Source organism: Bacteroidota bacterium, from assembly GCA_020402865.1.
In the GTDB taxonomy this organism is placed as follows: Bacteria; Bacteroidota; Bacteroidia; order Palsa-965; family Palsa-965.
Map to the genome: position 1 here is coordinate 1 of JADBYT010000038.1, position 18,084 is coordinate 18,084.

The 18,084-nt window shown below is 50.2% G+C and carries 18 protein-coding genes; 2 read left to right on the forward strand and 16 right to left on the reverse strand.

Features of this window, described 5'->3' with window-relative positions; translation table 11 throughout:
* Both IM638_19260 and IM638_19265 read left to right on the forward strand, forming a co-directional pair.
* A partial coding sequence (locus IM638_19260; protein MCA6365179.1) for a T9SS type A sorting domain-containing protein occupies nucleotides 1-250 on the forward strand: 250 nt, incomplete at its 5' end.
* A gap of 426 nt (nucleotides 251-676) precedes the next feature.
* Nucleotides 677-2,425 (forward strand): hypothetical protein, encoded by a 1,749-nt coding sequence (locus tag IM638_19265; GenBank protein MCA6365180.1) that lies wholly within the window; start codon nucleotides 677-679, stop codon nucleotides 2,423-2,425.
* A gap of 249 nt (nucleotides 2,426-2,674) precedes the next feature.
* On the opposite strand, the gene IM638_19270 is transcribed toward IM638_19265, so the two are convergent.
* The 16 genes from IM638_19270 to nuoI all read right to left on the reverse strand — a co-directional run bounded on the left by IM638_19270 (nucleotide 2,675) and on the right by nuoI (nucleotide 18,072).
* A complete protein-coding gene (locus IM638_19270) occupies nucleotides 2,675-4,390 on the reverse strand; it encodes a tetratricopeptide repeat protein (GenBank protein ID MCA6365181.1) in 1,716 nt (571 codons plus the stop codon).
* A gap of 16 nt (nucleotides 4,391-4,406) precedes the next feature.
* Nucleotides 4,407-5,345 carry a substrate-binding domain-containing protein gene (locus IM638_19275; GenBank protein ID MCA6365182.1) on the reverse strand — a complete coding sequence of 313 codons (939 nt, stop codon included), beginning with the start codon at nucleotides 5,343-5,345 and terminating at the stop codon, nucleotides 4,407-4,409.
* On the reverse strand, nucleotides 5,332-5,559 hold the full coding sequence (locus IM638_19280; GenBank protein ID MCA6365183.1) for a hypothetical protein: 228 nt from the start codon (nucleotides 5,557-5,559) through the stop codon (nucleotides 5,332-5,334). The genes IM638_19275 and IM638_19280 overlap by 14 nt, the downstream gene beginning before the upstream one ends.
* Nucleotides 5,560-5,572: 13 nt before the next feature.
* Nucleotides 5,573-6,373 carry a TonB family protein gene (locus tag IM638_19285; protein MCA6365184.1) on the reverse strand — a complete coding sequence of 267 codons (801 nt, stop codon included), beginning with the start codon at nucleotides 6,371-6,373 and terminating at the stop codon, nucleotides 5,573-5,575.
* Nucleotides 6,374-6,395: 22 nt separating this feature from the next.
* A complete protein-coding gene (locus IM638_19290) occupies nucleotides 6,396-7,076 on the reverse strand; it encodes a biopolymer transporter ExbD (protein ID MCA6365185.1) in 681 nt (226 codons plus the stop codon).
* 41 nt (nucleotides 7,077-7,117) lie between these two features.
* Nucleotides 7,118-7,699 carry a biopolymer transporter ExbD gene (locus IM638_19295; GenBank protein ID MCA6365186.1) on the reverse strand — a complete coding sequence of 194 codons (582 nt, stop codon included), beginning with the start codon at nucleotides 7,697-7,699 and terminating at the stop codon, nucleotides 7,118-7,120.
* An 11-nt stretch (nucleotides 7,700-7,710) separates the two neighbouring features.
* A complete protein-coding gene (locus tag IM638_19300) occupies nucleotides 7,711-8,370 on the reverse strand; it encodes a biopolymer transporter ExbD (protein MCA6365187.1) in 660 nt (219 codons plus the stop codon).
* A 48-nt stretch (nucleotides 8,371-8,418) separates the two neighbouring features.
* Complete coding sequence (locus tag IM638_19305) at nucleotides 8,419-9,228, reverse strand: MotA/TolQ/ExbB proton channel family protein (protein ID MCA6365188.1); 810 nt, start codon at nucleotides 9,226-9,228, stop codon at nucleotides 8,419-8,421.
* A 301-nt stretch (nucleotides 9,229-9,529) separates the two neighbouring features.
* A complete protein-coding gene (locus IM638_19310; GenBank protein ID MCA6365189.1) occupies nucleotides 9,530-10,183 on the reverse strand; it encodes a VTT domain-containing protein in 654 nt (217 codons plus the stop codon).
* A 9-nt stretch (nucleotides 10,184-10,192) separates the two neighbouring features.
* A complete protein-coding gene (locus tag IM638_19315; GenBank protein MCA6365190.1) occupies nucleotides 10,193-11,506 on the reverse strand; it encodes a dicarboxylate/amino acid:cation symporter in 1,314 nt (437 codons plus the stop codon).
* Between the two features lie 231 nt (nucleotides 11,507-11,737).
* The gene (locus IM638_19320) at nucleotides 11,738-13,162 is read right to left on the reverse strand and encodes an NADH-quinone oxidoreductase subunit N (protein MCA6365191.1); all 1,425 of its coding nucleotides are present in this window, start codon (nucleotides 13,160-13,162) and stop codon (nucleotides 11,738-11,740) included.
* Between the two features lie 21 nt (nucleotides 13,163-13,183).
* Nucleotides 13,184-14,677 (reverse strand): NADH-quinone oxidoreductase subunit M, encoded by a 1,494-nt coding sequence (locus IM638_19325; GenBank protein MCA6365192.1) that lies wholly within the window; start codon nucleotides 14,675-14,677, stop codon nucleotides 13,184-13,186.
* A 21-nt stretch (nucleotides 14,678-14,698) separates the two neighbouring features.
* Entirely contained in the window at nucleotides 14,699-16,558 is a 1,860-nt protein-coding gene (gene nuoL, locus IM638_19330; GenBank protein MCA6365193.1) for an NADH-quinone oxidoreductase subunit L, read from the reverse strand.
* Nucleotides 16,559-16,588: 30 nt separating this feature from the next.
* Nucleotides 16,589-16,888 (reverse strand): NADH-quinone oxidoreductase subunit NuoK, encoded by a 300-nt coding sequence (gene nuoK, locus IM638_19335; protein ID MCA6365194.1) that lies wholly within the window; start codon nucleotides 16,886-16,888, stop codon nucleotides 16,589-16,591.
* 36 nt (nucleotides 16,889-16,924) lie between these two features.
* Nucleotides 16,925-17,428, reverse strand: a complete 504-nt coding sequence (locus tag IM638_19340) for an NADH-quinone oxidoreductase subunit J (protein MCA6365195.1) — start codon at nucleotides 17,426-17,428, stop codon at nucleotides 16,925-16,927.
* A 26-nt stretch (nucleotides 17,429-17,454) separates the two neighbouring features.
* Nucleotides 17,455-18,072: an NADH-quinone oxidoreductase subunit NuoI gene (gene nuoI / locus IM638_19345; protein MCA6365196.1), complete on the reverse strand. Its 618-nt coding sequence runs from the start codon at nucleotides 18,070-18,072 to the stop codon at nucleotides 17,455-17,457.
* Nucleotides 18,073-18,084 lie beyond the last annotated feature (12 nt).

Sequence of the window (18,084 nt, forward strand, 5' to 3'; positions counted from 1 at the left end):
AAACACGCTTCAGGTGTATCCGAACCCGACCGGCGGCTTGTTTACGGTACAGTTTGAGCTGAGCAGTGCGAAAGATGTACACGTAGAAGTGCTTGATGTACAGGGCCGCAAAGTAGCCGAGCAGCGCGCGGAGAGCGTACTGAGCTACCGCGAGCAGCTTGACCTTAGCACAGCCGAAAGCGGCGTGTATGTGCTTCGCATCATCACTACCGATGGTGTGGCCACACAGCGTATTGTGCTGCAGCGATAAGCCATAGCATACTTATCACGCAAAGCGGCGGCCTCTTTTGAGGCCGCCGCTTTTTTTCAATATGCTTCCGGATTGAAAATTCGGTTAAGCAACATTTCTTTTTAAAGAATTTGATTCTTTTTATTGCTCTTTACCTGCAACACTTCTTTCTAAGCATCTGTAAATAAAACGCTTATGTAGCTAAGTTGATCCGATCTGCATCAGCGGAGTCCGAAAAAATCCCTCACAAACAAAGCATAAATAAAATCATAAACAGGCTCAAAAACTTGCTTTTCATCTCCTTACTGTAAAGTCCACTTTGCAAACCCGTTTTTTGAATATACGAATTATGAATATTGAGATAAATAAAACAAAGCAATGTTTGCAACACGTTAGCTAACCGTAATACACTTAAATAACCCAATTACGAACCTAAACAACATTGTAATGTTTAACACAAAATGGATTTTCGGCAACAATGCCGGACTGGACTTCAGTACCGCAACAAATGGCAACAAACCTACCGCCATTTCCGGGAGCAGAATGAGGACTAATGAAGGATGTGCTTCTATTGCAGATGCACAAGGAAATTTGCTTTTCTATACCAATGGTCAACACATCTGGGACGGGCAGCACAATTTAAAGCACAACAATGTGTTAAACGGGCATCACTCGTCAACACAATCCGGAATTTTATTCCCCGATCCGGCCGACTCGAACCCAAGTAATCCGACTAAGTTTTATGTGTTCAGTGCGGATGGATTGAGCGGTACGCCAGACCGTAACACAAACCTTATAAATACGATTAAGCCAATTTCGGCAATCCAGATGGACACAGCTACGCCAAGCTGGTCATACACAGTTCCTGCCGTTTTTCAATCGCTCAAGGCTGGTGATAAAGCGAAGGGCTACATTCCGACAGAAAAAATTACAGCCATTCGTCATGCCAATGGGCAAGATTACTGGGTAATTGGTGCATTGCAAAGGAATGGCGACTGGAACGGGGCGGGTACACTTCGCGTTTTTCTTGTAACAGCTACGGGTGTAACCCATCATAGCGACATTGATTTGAAAGACTCAAGAGGAACAGATCGTAACATTGATAATGTGGGCTACATGAAAGCAAACATAGATGGAACGATGCTTGCGCTTGCCAACCACCATTTAAGATCGGTTACTGTATATTCTTTCGATAAGCAGGCCGGCACAATCAGTAATGAAATTGTAATCACGGATAATGCCAATACATACGGAGTTGAGTTTTCTCCAAACTCCAGCTATTTGTATTATACCACTTTGGCTACATATACTACAGCCAATATTCAACGCTACGAGTTCAGTACGGGTCAAATTACTACGATTGCCACTTATACTGCAACGACCACTTACAACGCGTCATCGCCGGCAACAATCTGGGACTTTTCGTTAGCGGCACTTCAGATAGGGCCTGATAATGTGATTTATGCGGTAAAACCGTTTGAATCAACTTTAGCGGCAATTATCAATCCGGATGATGCCACGCCAACCTTTGATTTGAACTATGTGGAGTTAGCCAAAGATACGCAGGGTATTATGGGATTGCCCAACATCATAACCAGCTTTAACAGACCTGATGAGCCCACAGATTCGCATGATGACTGCGATTGTGGTTGTAATGGGTGTAATGAAAATGCCGATGAGCAGGACAAAGAACTCATGGAGCGGGCCAAAGTAAAAACCAATATTGTTCCGGCAAATCCAAAAGGCCATGACAGCCCGTTTACGCCAATGAGCTGTGCTACGATTATCAGAGAAAATGCAACGCTGGCACCTGTATTCTATTTGCATTGGGGCGACAGCAAGCGCGATGTGATCGAAAATCACGATAACGAAATCTTCTATATCACCGCATGTAATCCGTTCAGTGACGTAGAATTCAAAGGCTTCCGCATAACCAGTGTAAGCTTTGATCCTGCGCCGGGCAAACCCTATCAGGCAAGGATTGTTCCCGATCGCTTTATTTCATTCGATTGTTTACATCCGTGCTCTTGTAAAACACGCGAGTTTAGTCTCACTACGCGCGATGAGGAAAACCAGTTTGTAGGCGATAAGAATATTGTGATCGAATATTGCATTGATGAGATTGTGATTTTGTCTGACAATGCAACATCCGGCAAAGCATCTTTCCCGGTAGAAATAATTAAAGACGAAGAATAAGCGGGTACAGCATGTTTCGCTGCAAAAAGAGACTGTCTCAAAAGGGCAGTCTCTTTTTCATTACGTTTTACCAGATTAAGAAAGCTTATTGATACAGCCTGATTTGTGATAGTTTGCTTCCGGTATAGTATGCAGAAATGGTGTGTATGTAAGCATGAAGAAATCCTTTATTTGAAGCGGCATAAAGCAACAGGCGCAACCTCTTTGCGGAGATTGCGCCTGCGAAATTGATGCTTTGGTTAGAGCTGCTTACTGACCGCCGCCGTTTTGCTGGGGCTGCTCGGTAGAGGTTTGGAGCAGCATGGGCTGCATGAAGCAGGTATTGATATCGGCCGCAGTGGCTGCGCTGATTTGTTTGTCTTCAAGTGCTGTTTTGGCCGTTGCGTTTTCGGGCTCAAGTTCTTTGATGAGCTCGTAGCAGGCTTTAGCGCAGGCAAAGTTTTTGAGACCGATGTAGTGATCGCCGAGCCATTTGAGGGCCACGATGAGGTCTTTTTTGTTTTTGGCTTTATCAGCCACGGCAAGCGAAACAAACTGCTCGTAGAACGGACGTGCTTTTGCGCTCACAGCAGGGTCGGTGTTTTGAGCGGAGTAGCAGCGGCCGCGCCAGTAGTATGCAGTTACGCCTTTCGGGTCGCGCTGCATCATGATGGCATATACACTGTCGGCGCGGTTATATTCTTTATTGAGGAATAAAGCACGGCCGTATGTATTCAGGTCATTAATGCTTTTCCAGCCGAAAGACTCGCCTTTCATTTTGTACCATTTGGCGGCATCGCCGTAGCGTTTGAGTTTGAGACAGCCGGCACCGAGGTCGCTGAAAAGCTCTTTGCGGCTGGTGTCCATCTGGTAAGCCATTTCGAAATCAAGCATGGCCAAAGAGTCCATGTTCTTTTTCAGGTACATTTTGCCACGGTACTCATAGTCTTTAGAAAGCACTTTCGGGCTGCCTTTTTCGGTGGCTTTGGTCATGAACTTGTTAATGTTTACCAGTGCCGGATCGTAGTTGCCAAGCTCATAGTTGCTGTATGCGTTAAGGCGGTAGAGGAACAGCAGGGTGCTGTCTTTCTGCATAGTTTGTTCAGACTGTGTAACCACATCGCCGTATTGTTTGCTCAGGTAGAGGTTGGCTACATAGCGGTATCGGGCAAAGGGATCGTCGTTCAGTTCGAGGTATTTGCGGTAGCATTCAGCCCCTTTTTCGAACTGGCCTTTCTGGAAGTAAGCCTCACCTTTTGCACGCCATGCGGGGGCAAAGTTGGGGTCAACAGCCGTAGCCTTTTCGAAATACTCAAGGGCACCGTCGTAGTTCTGTCCGCCAAAGTAAAGCTGGCCGATACGCAGGTTGGCTTTGCATGATTTCGGGTCGAGGTTGGCGGCCTGCTTGTAGCATTCAATGGCCGGCGAACCGTTTACCGGATCCTGTTTGCCCAGGGCATCACCACGCACGAGGAATACCTCCGCGTTTTTCTCATCGGTTTTCTGCGCACGCTGAGTAAGGATGATTGCGGCATCATACTCAGGCACCGGCGCAAACGTATAGCTTTCGGCCATTTCAAGGTAAGCCGCTACAATGCGCTCCTTGGGCAGGTTCTTTTGCGTAGTAATAAGTGCATTGGCTTCGGCAAACGCTTTTTTGCCATCTTCCTGTTTACCGGTGTAAAGCAGGTAGCGGCCCTTACCAACCAGCGCAAGCGGGTTGGTTGGGTTTACAGAAGCGCCTTTGGTGAAATACATTCCCGCAGAGTCGGGCATGTCTTGCTTCATATACACGTCGCCCATGTAGAAATACAGGTCGCCGTTGGTAGGCTCTTTCACCAGCAGCTGGCGCAGCGAGGCCTTTGCTTTTTCGTATTGTTCATTATCCGACTGGCGGATAGCGTCGGCAAGTGTTTGAGCGTAACCGGCAGCACTCATGCTGAGTGTGGCAAAGGCTGCGGCTGTAATGCGGAGATGCGTTTTCATTTTACAAAAATAGCACTTAGTTTACTTTCAATTCGATTCGCCTTTCGGCGGGTTTTGCGGCAAGGAGTCCGGCTTTCTGAACAATCAGCTGTCCCACCTCGCTGTATGCAAAGGAGGCAAAGCCCGTGCCAAGTCCGGGGCGTTTACCAATTTTCACAAACCACACTTCGCGGCAAAACGGGTAGGTATGCAGCGCAAGTGCGCTCTGGTGGGGCGTTTGAGCCGTAGCGAGGCTGTCGCCCACGGCGGCCAGCACAATCATTTTTTTACGGCTCATGTCTTCTTCATTGTCTTTGTCGCCAATCCAGTTCAGGCCTACCACGCCAATGGCTTCGGGGTGTTCATTTACGTATTCGATTACGGCCTGATTGGTTTGCACGGCAAAGCAACTGTTTGAAAGCGGCTGTTTGTTGAGCAGCGTATCGCTCAGGTAGCGGATGTTTGAGGAGCCGGGATTATCAAAAACCACGCGGATTCGGCCCAGGGTGTTGCCCGGCTGTATCTGGCTCCAGAGCGTATCCTGCCCAAGCAGAATGCGGCGTATCTGGTCTTTTGTGAAGACGCTGTCGGTATTGTTTTTATTTACCACGAAGGCTACCGCATCTGTGGCCAGGAGAACCTGCTCAAGGCCGAATTTTTTTGCCTTGAAGAAGGCTTCTTCTTCCTGACTAAGTTTGCGTGTGAGCAGTGCATTGCGCACGGAGTCGTTGATGAGCATGAGTGCTGCATCTTTTTCCGGTGCCACGCGCGGAATGAGGTGTGCTTTCGGATACCGCGCCACGAAGGAAACCGTAAGCTGTTCGGCCAGCGGCAAGATTACATCATCAATAGCCAGCGGAATGGTGCCCGAAGTGGGCGTGTCAAGTTCTTCGCCCTGCGGTTTGGGGTTACCACATGCCGCAAGCAGAAGAGCCGGGATCAGCAGCAATACAAAAAGGCGCTTATTCTTCATCATTGGTTTCCTGTTGTGCGGCTTTATGTCGCCGCCATCCCATGAAAGCGCGGTAAAGACCGTAGGCCACAAACAGCGCGCCGGCCAGCGGGCGGTTGTTCGGGAAATCTTCGATCCAGACAGTTGTAAATAAAAAAACACAACCCAGGCTTACTGCGATCAACGCTACCAGACCAGCCAGCAGCAGAGAAACGAATGACCCCGGGTTGTGTTTCAATGTGTAAAGAACCTTATTTGAGCACGAAGCGAACGGGCAGGTTCATCTGCACCTTCACTGCGCGGCCGTTCATTTTACCGGGAGCCCAGCGCGGCATCGAGTTGATTACGCGGATAGCTTCTTTGGTAAGACCGGGAGCGCCGGCCACGCCTTTGGTTTCGCGCACGTTGCTGATTTCGCCGTTTTTGTCCACTTCAAAGTAGATGTACACGGTTCCCTGCTTGCCGGCTTCTTTTTCCATAAGCGGGTAGCGGATGTTCTGCTGCAGATAAGCCATCAGCGCGGCTTCACCACCGGGGAACGTGGGCATTTCTTCGGCAAACTGGAGCGCCTGTTCGGGAGCTTCCTGTACTACCTCGGCCTGCTGTTCGGTAATGGTTTCTACCACTTCGTCGCCATCACCATCCTGTGTTTTTTCACCTACCTGTGTTTCTTTCAGCTGGCTTTGGTCAACGATTTCGTTTACATCTTCCTCAGTAACCTCGGGTTCTGTAAATTTTACCTGCTCCTGCAGCGGCGGCGGGGGCGGCGGCGGGGGCGGGGGAGGTGGTGTGTTTGGGTTCACCGGCGGCGGCGCCACCAGCTCCACGTTGGTCACCTTGAGTTTGGGCGGCGGCGGCGGAGCTTCTTCCTGCGTTACAGAGAACAGGAAGAAAATGAACAGGAACGTAACAATGGAAATACCGGTCGAGATCATTACCACGCGGGAGTACCCGCGACGGATTATGTACGCACCGTAAGAGCGGTTGCGTTTCTCAAACACCAGTTCGTCCATGTCTGAACGCTGTGGTACGGGTTGTGTTTCCTTCACCATTTTTCAGGTTGTTTTGAGTTCGTTATTTTTCTGATCCCGGCGGAAGCATGTCTTTGTACTTGATACCAGTTTTCGCAGAAAGCACTTCGTACTCGGGCTGCGAAATTTTGGTCAGTGCATAGCGCGACACATCGCCGATCTTGAGTTCATCTATCACGTCAATCACATCGCCATAGGTTGCATCGCCTCCCCATTTTACAATGAAAAACGGTGCATCTTTCTGGTTCTGGTACTTGTCTGTACGGGGCAGGGTATCAAAAGCCTGTTTATTAACCTTGTTAGCGCGGTAATCATTGCGTAACTGGTTCATGGCGGCAATAACCTTGCTGTTTCGCTCAAGTACATAGCGGCGGAAACCTTTCTGCGGATCCATGGTGCGCTCCTGAATTTTGCCGGTTTCGGCGGGGAGCTTGCCTTCGTAGAAATAAATTTTCTTGTCTTTATTTCCATCCAGCAGTACGGTTACAGCCAGTTCGTCGGGAATTTTTGTGGTGTTGGTATCGTTCTTTTCCAGCGGCTTGGGCACGATAAGCTCCGTGGCTTTCGGCTTGTTGAGCTGCGAGGTAAGTACGAAGAAGGTAAGCAGGAGGAAGGCGAGATCGACCATCGGAGTCATGTCGATTCGCGGTGTTCCTGACGATTTTCGGCCTTTCTTCTGGTGTTTCCCACCACCACCACCATCACCGGTATTTACGTCTGCCATTTTAGTTTATTGTTATTGGCGTTGGTTATTGTTGAAGCAATTCAGCGGATAAGCGCCCGTTCGGCTTCCGAGGCTTTCACCACGGCGTATTTCGAATTGGCTGTCCGGTTCAGTTCGTCGATTACGTCCACTATGCGGCCATAGGAGGCGTCGTCGGTCCACTTGATCACCACAAAAGGTACAGATTTGCTTGCCCGAAGTGTGCTGCGTTTTTCGTTGTACGCAGTTTCGTTGAGCAGGCCAAGCTGGTACTGCCTGTTAATGACGTTCAGATTTTCAAAGACCGTGCGGTTTGCGTCTGCCAGCACCTTGCGAAGACCATCTTTGCCGGGTGTTGTAACATCAAGATGCATTCCGGGAGTGAATTCACCACGGTACCAGAAAATTTTTTCCGGATGCTTACCCACAAGCACAGTCAGCCCGTTCACCTTCATGGATTCTCCCTCAGCGGGAAAGGCCAGTGAAATGGCTTTCTGTTTGTTGAGTTCGGCCGTAAGTACAAAAAACGTGAGCAGCAAAAACGCCAGATCCACCATCGGCGTCATGTCGATGCGGGGCGCCTGCAGTGTTGGTCTGCGGCGGCGGCGGTTTTCGGGCTGGTTGTTTTGTTGTACGTCGGCCATTGTGAAAAGCGTTAACGTCTTTCGTTCGGATTGGCTTCGAGGTCCGTAATCAGGTTGAAGTTGTACACCTTCTGTTTCTTGAACACGTCGAGAATGAAGTCGATCTTCTTATACGCTGATTTACTGTCGGCCTTAATCGCGATGCGAAGCTCATTGAGTTTCAGATCAGGATTTTCCTTGCGGTAGCGCAGGGCTTCCACGCGGCCGTTGTTTACCCAGAACGCAAATTCGTTCTTTTCGAAGTTGGCCGTATCAATCGGAATTCCCTTGCTTGAAGCATCCATGGCTTTGCGCTTGCTGGCATCGCCATCAATGTATTCGGGAAGATCTTTGATCGGCACCCCGATTGACTGCATGTTTGAAAACTTGACGATCTGTTCTTCGGTGAATTTCACGTCTTTGAACTGGGTCATCATGTCTTCGAGGGTTTTGCGTCTTACAATCGGATTTTCGATGTTGTAAAACACGCGGCCTGCAGTGTCAATCGTAATAAGCATTACGTTCTTCGGAATGGTGTCGGAGTCGATTGAACTTGGTGTGTCAATCGTTACCGGTTCCGGAGCACGCATGGTGGCCGTGAGCATGAAGAACGTTACCAGGAGGAACGCAAGGTCCACCATGGGCGTCATGTCAAGCGACGGCGCGCTGCGAGGTGCTTTAATTTTCGGCATCTGTTGTTCAGCGTTTACGTGAACTGATGTGAATCGGCAGAAGCCGGATTAGTTATGCTTCTTTGAAGAGAAGGTCTGCAGGATGCTGAAGTTGGCTTCGTCGATGCCGTAGGTGATACGGTCGATGAGCGTGGTGTACATATTGTACACGATAATAGCAATAGCAGAACCTGTAATACCGAAAGCTGTATTGATAAGCGCTTCAGAGATACCGGTAGCAAGCGCGTTTGAGTCGGGAGCGCCTGAAGAAGCGAGGGCCGAGAACGCACGGATCATACCAAGTACGGTACCGATCAGACCTACGAGAGTAGCGATAGAAGCGCAGGTAGAAAGGATAACGAGGTTTTTGGAAAGCATCGGCAGTTCGAGCGCGGTGGTTTCTTCAAGGTCTTTCTGAATAGCAGCCAGTTTCTGCTCTTTGTCGAGCTCGCTGTCGTGCTCTACCATGCGGTATTTGGTAAGACCAGCGCGAACTACGTTACCGATAGAACCTTTCTGACGGTCGCAGGCAGCAAGAGCCTCGTCCATACGGTTGTTCTCGATAAGCTGACGGATGTTGCGGATAAAGTTGGCTACGTTGCCTGTGCCACGGGCGCGGAGAATAGTAATGGCACGCTCAATGGTGAAGGTGAGGATGATGAGGTTAATGGTCATCAGAATCGGCACAATGAAGCCGCCTTTGTAAATGGTTCCGAGGATATTACCGTCAACCGGATGGCCTTTGATACGGTCGTTGTTTTCAAACAGGTGAGGAGCACCCATTACCTTGTCAAAAATGATGTACGATACTACGTAAAGTACAATGATGATTCCGACGGTGAAATAAGCCTGGAAGTTGGTGGACTTCTTGTTGCTCATAGCAAATTGTGTTTGGTTGGTATTGATTTTGGTTAGAAATAGAGTTCTTTTGGCTGGCAAGAATACTGAAAACTGCCCAAACAAATGTTGTGCAATGGTTATTTTCTCATCTCTGCCGAATAAAAGGTTTCAAACATAGTAAATTCCAATCGGTTTACGAATTTTAACAGTAGGTTTTTAACCGTTTATTCACCACTCAGGAACGCAAAAAAACAGTGTTTTGTGCGTTGGAGGCAAGCGTTTTGGCAAGTGGGGCAGCAACCGGTGCAGGCGGCTCAAGTTGCGGGATAAATGGCGGCGCTTAACTTCCGGCTTTGGGCTGGCTTTCGCGGGCGCGGGCTTTTTCCTTGCGCCATGTAATGACAATGGGAATAAGCGTAACCACTATGAGGAAAAGCACGATATAGCCGATATTTTTCTCCACCCACTCAATTTTCCCAAGAAAATAGCCAGCCAGCCCCAAAGAGCCTACCCAGGCCACAGCCCCAATTACATTATAAAACATAAACCGGCCGAAATGCACACGGATTACCCCGGCCAGAATGGGAGCAAAGGTGCGCACAATGGGCATAAACCGTCCCATAATCAGTGCCCTGCCGCCGTAGCGGGTGTAAAAATCCTGCGTGACATCAAGGTAGCGCTTTTTGAAAATGAGCGAGTCGTTGCGTTTGAAAAGCGCAGGGCCCACGCGGTAGCCAAACCAGTAGCCGGCCATATTGCCCAGCACGGCGGCAGCCATTATTGACGAAAGCAGCACGGCTATGTGTACATCCAGCAGTTCGGGTCGGGTGCGGCAAATGAGGCCTGAAATGAACATGAGCGAATCGCCGGGCAGGAAAAAGCCTACCATGAGACCGGTTTCGGCGAAAACCACAAACAGCAGCAGCGCCAGGCCTCCATACTCAATGATGGATTGCGGGTCGGTAAGCTGTTTGAAGAAATCAAGCCACTCCATTGCCTGCGTTTACGCCTGTTTTTCGGTTTCTGCTGCGTCGTTTTCAATGCCGGGCTGCCCCAGCGCATTTTCCAGTTTGCTGATTACTGCTGTAGCCACTGCATTGCCCGCCACGTTTGTAGCTGAGCGCCCCATGTCAAGCAGCCAGTCGATGGCAATGATTACAGAAAGCCCTTCGGCCGGAATATGAAACGCATCGAGCATACCCGCAATTACCACCAGCGAGGCGCGCGGCACCCCGGCCATGCCTTTGCTCGTAACCAGCAGCATGCCCATCATGGTAAGCTGTTCGCCAATGGTGAGATCAATTCCGTAGGCCTGTGCAATGGCTACCGTGGCAAAGGTCATGTACATAATCGAGCCGTCGAGGTTAAACGAATAACCCAGCGGCAGCACAAAACCAATAATGCGGTCGGGGCAGCCAAATCGTTCCAGTGCGTTAATGGTTTTTGGCATGGCCGCTTCCGAGCTTGACGTGCCAAAGGCCAGCAGCATGGGGTCGCGGATATACTTGAGCAGTTTCCAGTACTCAATGCGCAGTACCGCGCAAATGAGCGGCAACACCACAAAAATGAATCCGGCCAGTCCGCCAAAGAAGCAGGCAATGAGTTTGATGTATCCCATCAGCACACCCACGCCATGCACCGAAATTACAGCGGCCACCGCACCAAACACCGCAAGCGGCGCAAAGTACATGATATAGCCCGTCATCTTGAGCATGATGTGCGCCACGGCATCAAAGAACTTTATTACCACTTTCCCCTTCTCACCAATGGCCGATGTGGCCGCCGCGAAAAACAGCACGAACACAATAATGGGCAGAATATCATTGTGCGCCATGGCATCAATAATGTTCTTCGGGAAAATGTGCAGCACAAAATTAGTAAGGTTGAAAGGCTGCGGTTTTGTGATGATACCGGTTGCAGAAGCTACATTCAGCGCCTTGCCCGGCTCAAACAGGTTTACAATAACCAAACCCATTACCAGCGCAATAAGCGTGGCAAAGGTGAAATAGATGAGGGTTTTTGCACCTATACGCCCCATGGCTTTAAAACCACCCGTATTGGCCAGACCAACCAGCAGCAGCGAAAACACCAGCGGCGCCACAATTACCTTTACCAGATTCAGAAAAATTTCGCTGAACAATTTGAATCCGTACACAAACTTACCCGCAAAGGCTTTTTGTGCATCGGTTTTAAGTGTATCAAGTCCGTTTGAGGCAATAATATCAAACAGGTGATTATGCCACATTACGCCGGCCACCACGCCCAGCACAAGGCCCAGAAAAATCCAGGAAGAAAGATTGGAGAGTAATTTCTTCATGCGCGTCAATTCGATGCTGAAAGTAACAAATAAAAACCAGCCCTTGTCCCGCTCGACTTTGCTCGCGATGATATGGGCTGGTTTTTCTGCCTGTGATGGTAAGGACTACGCTATTATTTTTTGCAAGTTATTGACTACACGAGGCAAACAATCTGTCTCAATGTAAGCCGCAGTCATTTCGAGCGGCGTCACTCTTTGCAGTCATTTCGAGCGGTGTCGAGAAAAGACAGCCTACTTCCCTTCTGCCATTGCCGAAATATTCAGCAGCAAATCAGGCAACAGGCCGAGTACGATGGTGAGCACAGCCGTAACAAACAGCAGCACCTGATGCAGGCTGCTCACAGTAACTGCGGTTTCATCGGCCGGGCGGAAATACATGGCTATAATGATGCGGAAGTAATAATACACACCCACCAGCGAAGCCAGAATACCAATAACCGCCAGCCAGCCATAGCCTGATGTAAACGCGGCCGCAAAAATGAAATACTTACCAAAGAAACCGGCCGTGGGCGGAATACCCGCCAGCGAAAGCAAACCGATGGTCATGGTTACGGCCAGCAGCGGATTCTTTTTGGCAAGCCCGTTGAAGCTGTCCACATTATCGTTGCGGTGTGCTTTAATTACGTTGAGCAGCACGGTAAATGCGGTGATAGAAGCAATCGAGTAGGCGGCGGTGTAGAAGTAAATGGCTTTCGGCGCCATGCTGCTTCCTACTGCGGCCACAGCCATTACAAGGAAACCGGCATGCGAAATACTCGAAAAGGCCAGCATACGTTTTACCGAAGTCTGCATAACCGCCGAAATATTGCCAATGAGCAATGTAAGCGCAGCGCACACCGCCAGCACCGGAGCCCAGAATGAAGCCAGCGGACCAAGCACTTTTGAAAGGAAGAGGTTTGCGATGGCTACAATGGCGGCCGTTTTTACTACTGTTGACATGAGCGCCGTAACCGGTGTGGGCGCACCCTGATACACATCAGGAGCCCAGAAATGAAACGGAGCAGCAGACACTTTAAACAACATACCCACCAGCAGCAATACCACACCGGCATAGAGGAATGAAGGCTGAGCTTTGGCGGTATCCATCATTACTTCGCCAATTACATTCATATCAAATGAACCCACCGCACCGTAAATAAGGGTGATGCCGAACAGCAGGAAACCTGAAGCGAAAGAACCTGTAAGGAAGTACTTGAATGCCGACTCATTGGAGTGCAGATCGTTTTTGCGGCTTCCGGCCATTACATACAGCGGAATGGAGAGAATTTCCACGCCGAGGAACAGCATGGTGAGGTTGGAGAAGCAGGTAAGAATAATGGCACCCGCCAGCATAAACATAACCAGCGCAGTGTGGTCGGTTTCGTTGGTTTCGTCGCTCAGGAAATCCTTCTGCATCAGATACCACAACAAAGCAGTGGTGATAATGATGGCCGAGGTAATCATCGGGAACGAAACAGCCTCCTTGCTGCCGAAACGCAGCATGCCGTTTATGAACGTGCCCATAGCGCCGTCGTCATACCAGGCATAAGAAATGGTGGCGGCCAGAGCGCCCAGCAAACCGATGATCACCAGCGGAAACAGGGCTTTTCTGAAGCGGAAGAGTTCCGCTAGCAGTGTAAGAATGCCCAGGCCGGTTAGTACGAGAATTGGTTTCATAGCGTGTCTAAGGTGCGCGGTTTAGTTGGCAGCCGGAGCCATCAGCAGCGTAAGGCTGCGCAGGTCGGTCTGAATGAGATCAAGCAAAGGTTTGGGATATACGCCGAAGATGATAACGGCGGCGCATATAATCAGCAGCAAGGCTTTTTCACTGCCGCTCAGCGCGCCGAAGCTTGCTGTAACGGAGTTGCTTTCGCCAAGCATAATACTCTGGTAGCTGCGCAGCATGTAAACGGCTCCGAGAATAATGGTGAGACCGGCAAACACTGCTGCTGTTGCGCTGTACTGGTACACACCGTTCATGAGCAGGAATTCGCCCACAAAACCATTGGTAAGCGGCAGTGCTACTGAACCAAGCAGTATAATGAGGAACAGTACGGCAAACTGCGGATTTACATTGCGGATACCGCCAAGCTTGCTCAGTTCGCGTGTACCGGTGCGCTTCAACAGAATGTCGGCAATGAAGAAAAGCCCCACCACGTTAATACCGTGGCTGAACATTTGCATTACCGCGCCGGCAATGCCTTCGGTGCCGGTTTTGCCGGGCGTGTAAGCCATAATGCCTGCCGCAATCAGGCCTACGTGTGCAATTGACGAGTAGGCAATAAGGCGTTTGAAATCCTGCTGCACAATGGCCATGCCCGAAGCATACACCACGCTGATTACGCTGAGTGTAACAGCCAGCGGGCCCCACGCTTCAAGCGCATCGGGTACCATGGGCAACAGCCACACAATTAAGCCATACGTACCCATTTTCAGCATAATGCCCGAAAGCAGCATCGTGCCGGGTGTGGGCGCAGTTACGTAGGTATCAGGCTGCCAGGTGTGGAAAGGGAACACCGGCATTTTAATCGCAAAAGCAAGAAACAGCCCCCAGAATACCCAGCCCTGCTGAGCGGCAGTCATGGTCTCGTGTGCGCCGTAAAGGCTCATCAGATCAAAGCTGTGTACACCGGCTTCGTTGGCGGGTGTATGAATGTACAGCATGATAAGCGCAGCCAGCATAAACAAGCTGCCAAACAGGGTGTACACAAAAAACTTGAAGGTAATTGCACCCCGGTTTTCCCCTCCCCAAAGCAGGCAGATGAAGTAAATCGGAATCAGTGCAAGTTCCCAGAAGATGTAGAACAGAAATCCGTCTTGTGCTACAAACACACCGATCAGCGCCATCTGCATAAACGAAATAAGCGCGTAGAAGGTTGACGGGTTTTCGTACTGGTTGCGGAAGCTGCTCAGGATAATGAGCGGAGTGAGCAAACAGGTAAGCAGCACAAGAATCATGCTGATGCCGCCCATAGCTACGTGAAAGTTAACGCCAATGGAAGCGATCCACACCGAATTGGTTTCGAGGTTGGGATCAGCCGGATTTTGCTGCAGTGTCCAGCATGCGAAAAGCGCAAATAGGAAGGTAATTACAGAGGCGGCCAGCGCCACGCGTTTCACGCCTTCTCCCCGGGTAAAGAGCAGAAGCAGTCCGAAAACAAGTGGCAGTCCGATGAGTGATGCGGTTATCATAGTGTCTCTTGTTCAGCCGGGTCAGTTAATGAGGGTGAAATAAACCATTGCGAGGGCGGCCAGGGTCATGGCAAAAATGTAGAAACCTACATAGCCGCTCTGAAGCAGACGTACCGTGCTGCCCAGCCATTTAACACCGCTTCCTACGCCATTTACAAGTCCGTCAATTACCGGCAATTCTATAAAGCGGTAAGTGATGGAGGAAATGAAATCGAGCGGTTTGCGGATAATGGCATCGTAAAATTCATCCACATAGTATTTGTGGTAAATGATACGTTGTATGCGGCTCATGTCTTCTTCTTTTGCGGCCGGCAGGGTGTTGCGTTTTACATAAACCGTATAGGCCGCTAAAATGGAAACCAGCGCAAGTACTGTAGCCAGACCCATAAGCATAATTTCGTGTGCCCAGTCCACATGATGGCCTGTGCTGCCCGGGTTCAGGAAATGATCAAGCAGGTGAGAACCGGGGATGCCGATGAAACCACCTACCACAGAGAGAATGGCCAGCACGATAAGCGGAATGGTCATGCTCTTGGGCGATTCGTGCAGGTGATGGTGCTGTGCTTCTGTGCCTCGGAATTTTCCGCTGAAGGTGAGGAAGTACAGACGGAACATATAAAAGGCGGTCATCATTGAAGCCACAAGGCCAAGCACCCAGTGCAGCTTGTGTTCTTCAAATGCGCCGGCCAGAATTTCGTCTTTCGAGAAGAAGCCCGAGAACGGCGGAATACCGCTTATGGCAATAGTGCCCAGCAGGAAGGTGAGGTGCGTAACGGGAAGGTGCTTGCGCAGGCCGCCCATTTTACGGATATCCTGCTCACCGCTCATGGCGTGAATTACACTGCCCGCGCCGAGGAACAGCAGCGCCTTGAAGAAGGCGTGCGTGGTTACATGGAACACTGCACCGGTAGTTGCGCCCACACCCAAGCCAAGAAACATCAGGCCAAGCTGGCTCACGGTAGAGTAGGCGAGCACTTTTTTGATGTCGTTCTGGAAAATGCCGATGGTGGCGGCAAACAACGCGGTAATTACGCCCACGGTGGCAATTACTTCGTTGGTGAGGTGCGCGTAATCGAATATGAAGCTTGAGCGGGCAATCATGTAAATACCGGCGGTAACCATGGTTGCGGCGTGAATAAGTGCCGAAACCGGTGTGGGACCCGCCATCGCATCGGGCAGCCAGGTGTAAAGCGGAATTTGCGCGCTTTTACCGCAGGCACCGATGAAAAGCAGAATGCCAATTACATCGGCATACTGACGGTATTCTGCATTGCCGCTCATGGTGCCAATGGTGGCAAAGCTCACGCTTTCAAACAGCACATAAATGAGCAGAATGCCCAGCAGGAAACCGAGGTCGCCTACGCGGTTAATGATGAAGGCCTTTTTGGCCGCGTTGTTGTAATCGGTGTTTTTGAACCAGAAGCCGATGAGCAGGTACGAACAAAGTCCTACACCCTCCCAGCCCACAAACATGATGAGGTAGTTGCTGCCAAGCACCAGCAGCAGCATAAAAAACACAAACAGGTTGAGGTAGGCGAAGAAACGGTGGAAACCGTCATCATCGTGCATATAACCTACCGAATACACATGGATCAGAAATCCGATACCGGTAATGATCAGCAGGAACAGGCCCGAAAGCGGATCCACAAGGAAGGAGAAATCCACCTTGAGGTTTCCGGTGTTGATCCAGTCGAACATTTTAACTGTGTGCGACTGTCCGTGCAGTTCGAGGAAGATACCGAGCGAAAGCCCGAAAGCGGCGAGCACAGTGCCGCAGCCGATTATGCTGATAAGCCCTTTGGAGAGTTTTTTTCCGCCCAGGCCAATGATCGCAAATCCGATCAGCGGCAATAACGGAATCAGCCAGGCAAGTTGAATCATAGTGCGTTTATTTCTGAGGTTCGGTGCAGCTTAGTGTTTGAGCTGGTTCAGGAAATCAATATCTGTGGTGCGTGTGTTGCGGTAAATGGCAATGAGAATGGCGAGCCCCACAGCCACTTCTGCCGCGGCTACCGCCATTACAAAAAACACAAACACCTGAGCGTGCGGATCGCTGTGGTGGGCCGAGAAGGCAACCAGCAGCAGGTTTACCGCATTAAGCATCATTTCAATGCACATCAGAATAACAATGGCATTGCGGCGGAACAACACACCCAGCACACCCAGCCCGAAGAGCAGCGCACTTAGCGTAATGTACCACTGAAGCGGAATTATTTCAATTGCAGACATAGTTCTGTGTGCGGTGGTTTAGTGAATGTTTTTCTTACCCAGCATTACTGCGCCCACCATAGCGGCAAGGAACAGGGCCGATGAAAGTTCGAACGGAATGAGGAAATCGGAGAACAGCACATTGCCAAGGCGTTCTACGGTTCCGATGGTGGTGTCGTAATTGGTTTTTGTAAGCGGTCCGCTGGCCTGCTTGAGTGCGCCCACCAGTGTGGCCATCATCATGCCACCGGCAACAACTGCGGCAATTTTTACCCAGGGCGGATTGTGCGGCTCGGTTTCCTTGTTCAGGTTGAGCATCATAATTACGAAAAGGAAGAGTACCATAATGGCTCCGGCGTAAACAATGATGTGCACCACCGCCAGGAACTGTGCATTGAGCAGGATGTAGTGGCCTGCAATGGCAAAGAACATGGTGATGAGGTAAAGCACGCTGTAAACCGGGTTACGGCTCATCACCACCATAGCGCCGCTGAAAAAGGCGATGCCGGTGAGGATGAAAAACAGAATTTCCGTGGTTGTCATATTTCGTGTGCGGGTTCGGGAAAAGATTAGTGACCTTTCTTGGGGCCGATTTTTTTATTCGGATCCCAGAGCTGGTTGTGGGCGTATTCCGGATTCTTTTTGAAGTCGATGGTTGACTGAGCCTGACGCGGAGCGATGTTTACGCGTTCGTTTTTTTCGTTTGGCTCTACGAGTTTATCTTTTCCGTACACAAAATCTTCGCGCTCAAACTCGGTGGGCACAATGCGGTCGGTGAGGAAGATGGCTTCTTTCGGGCAGGCTTCTTCGCAAAGGCCGCAGAAAATGCAGCGCAGCATATTGATTTCATACACTGCGGCATATTTCTCTTCGCGGTACAGGCCTTCTTCGCCTTTTTTGCGCTCGGCCGCTTCCATGGTAATGGCTTCGGCCGGGCAGGCTACTGCACAAAGGCCGCAGGCGGTGCAGCGTTCGGCGCCGTTCTCATCGCGCTTCAGCACATGCTGGCCGCGATATACTTCGGCACGCGGGCGCTCCACTTCGGGATAGTTGATGGTTACCTTCTTCTTGAAAAGGTGACTCATCGTGATCATCATCCCTTTGGCCACCGCAGGTAAATACAACTTCTCGGCGAAGGACATTTCCTTCTTCACTACCACTTTAGATCGATTGGTCAGCGACTGCATTTTCGTGTCGTT

Coding starts and splice junctions, on each gene's coding strand:
- IM638_19265 (MCA6365180.1), top strand. CDS start 677: ATGTTTAACACAAAATGGATTTTCGGCAACAATGCCGGACTGGACTTC.
- IM638_19270 (MCA6365181.1), bottom strand. CDS start 4,390: ATGAAAACGCATCTCCGCATTACAGCCGCAGCCTTTGCCACACTCAGC.
- IM638_19275 (MCA6365182.1), bottom strand. CDS start 5,345: ATGATGAAGAATAAGCGCCTTTTTGTATTGCTGCTGATCCCGGCTCTT.
- IM638_19285 (MCA6365184.1), bottom strand. CDS start 6,373: ATGGTGAAGGAAACACAACCCGTACCACAGCGTTCAGACATGGACGAA.
- IM638_19290 (MCA6365185.1), bottom strand. CDS start 7,076: ATGGCAGACGTAAATACCGGTGATGGTGGTGGTGGTGGGAAACACCAG.
- IM638_19295 (MCA6365186.1), bottom strand. CDS start 7,699: ATGGCCGACGTACAACAAAACAACCAGCCCGAAAACCGCCGCCGCCGC.
- IM638_19300 (MCA6365187.1), bottom strand. CDS start 8,370: ATGCCGAAAATTAAAGCACCTCGCAGCGCGCCGTCGCTTGACATGACG.
- IM638_19305 (MCA6365188.1), bottom strand. CDS start 9,228: ATGAGCAACAAGAAGTCCACCAACTTCCAGGCTTATTTCACCGTCGGA.
- IM638_19310 (MCA6365189.1), bottom strand. CDS start 10,183: ATGGAGTGGCTTGATTTCTTCAAACAGCTTACCGACCCGCAATCCATC.
- IM638_19315 (MCA6365190.1), bottom strand. CDS start 11,506: ATGAAGAAATTACTCTCCAATCTTTCTTCCTGGATTTTTCTGGGCCTT.
- IM638_19320 (MCA6365191.1), bottom strand. CDS start 13,162: ATGAAACCAATTCTCGTACTAACCGGCCTGGGCATTCTTACACTGCTA.
- IM638_19325 (MCA6365192.1), bottom strand. CDS start 14,677: ATGATAACCGCATCACTCATCGGACTGCCACTTGTTTTCGGACTGCTT.
- nuoL (MCA6365193.1), bottom strand. CDS start 16,558: ATGATTCAACTTGCCTGGCTGATTCCGTTATTGCCGCTGATCGGATTT.
- IM638_19340 (MCA6365195.1), bottom strand. CDS start 17,428: ATGACAACCACGGAAATTCTGTTTTTCATCCTCACCGGCATCGCCTTT.
- nuoI (MCA6365196.1), bottom strand. CDS start 18,072: ATGCAGTCGCTGACCAATCGATCTAAAGTGGTAGTGAAGAAGGAAATG.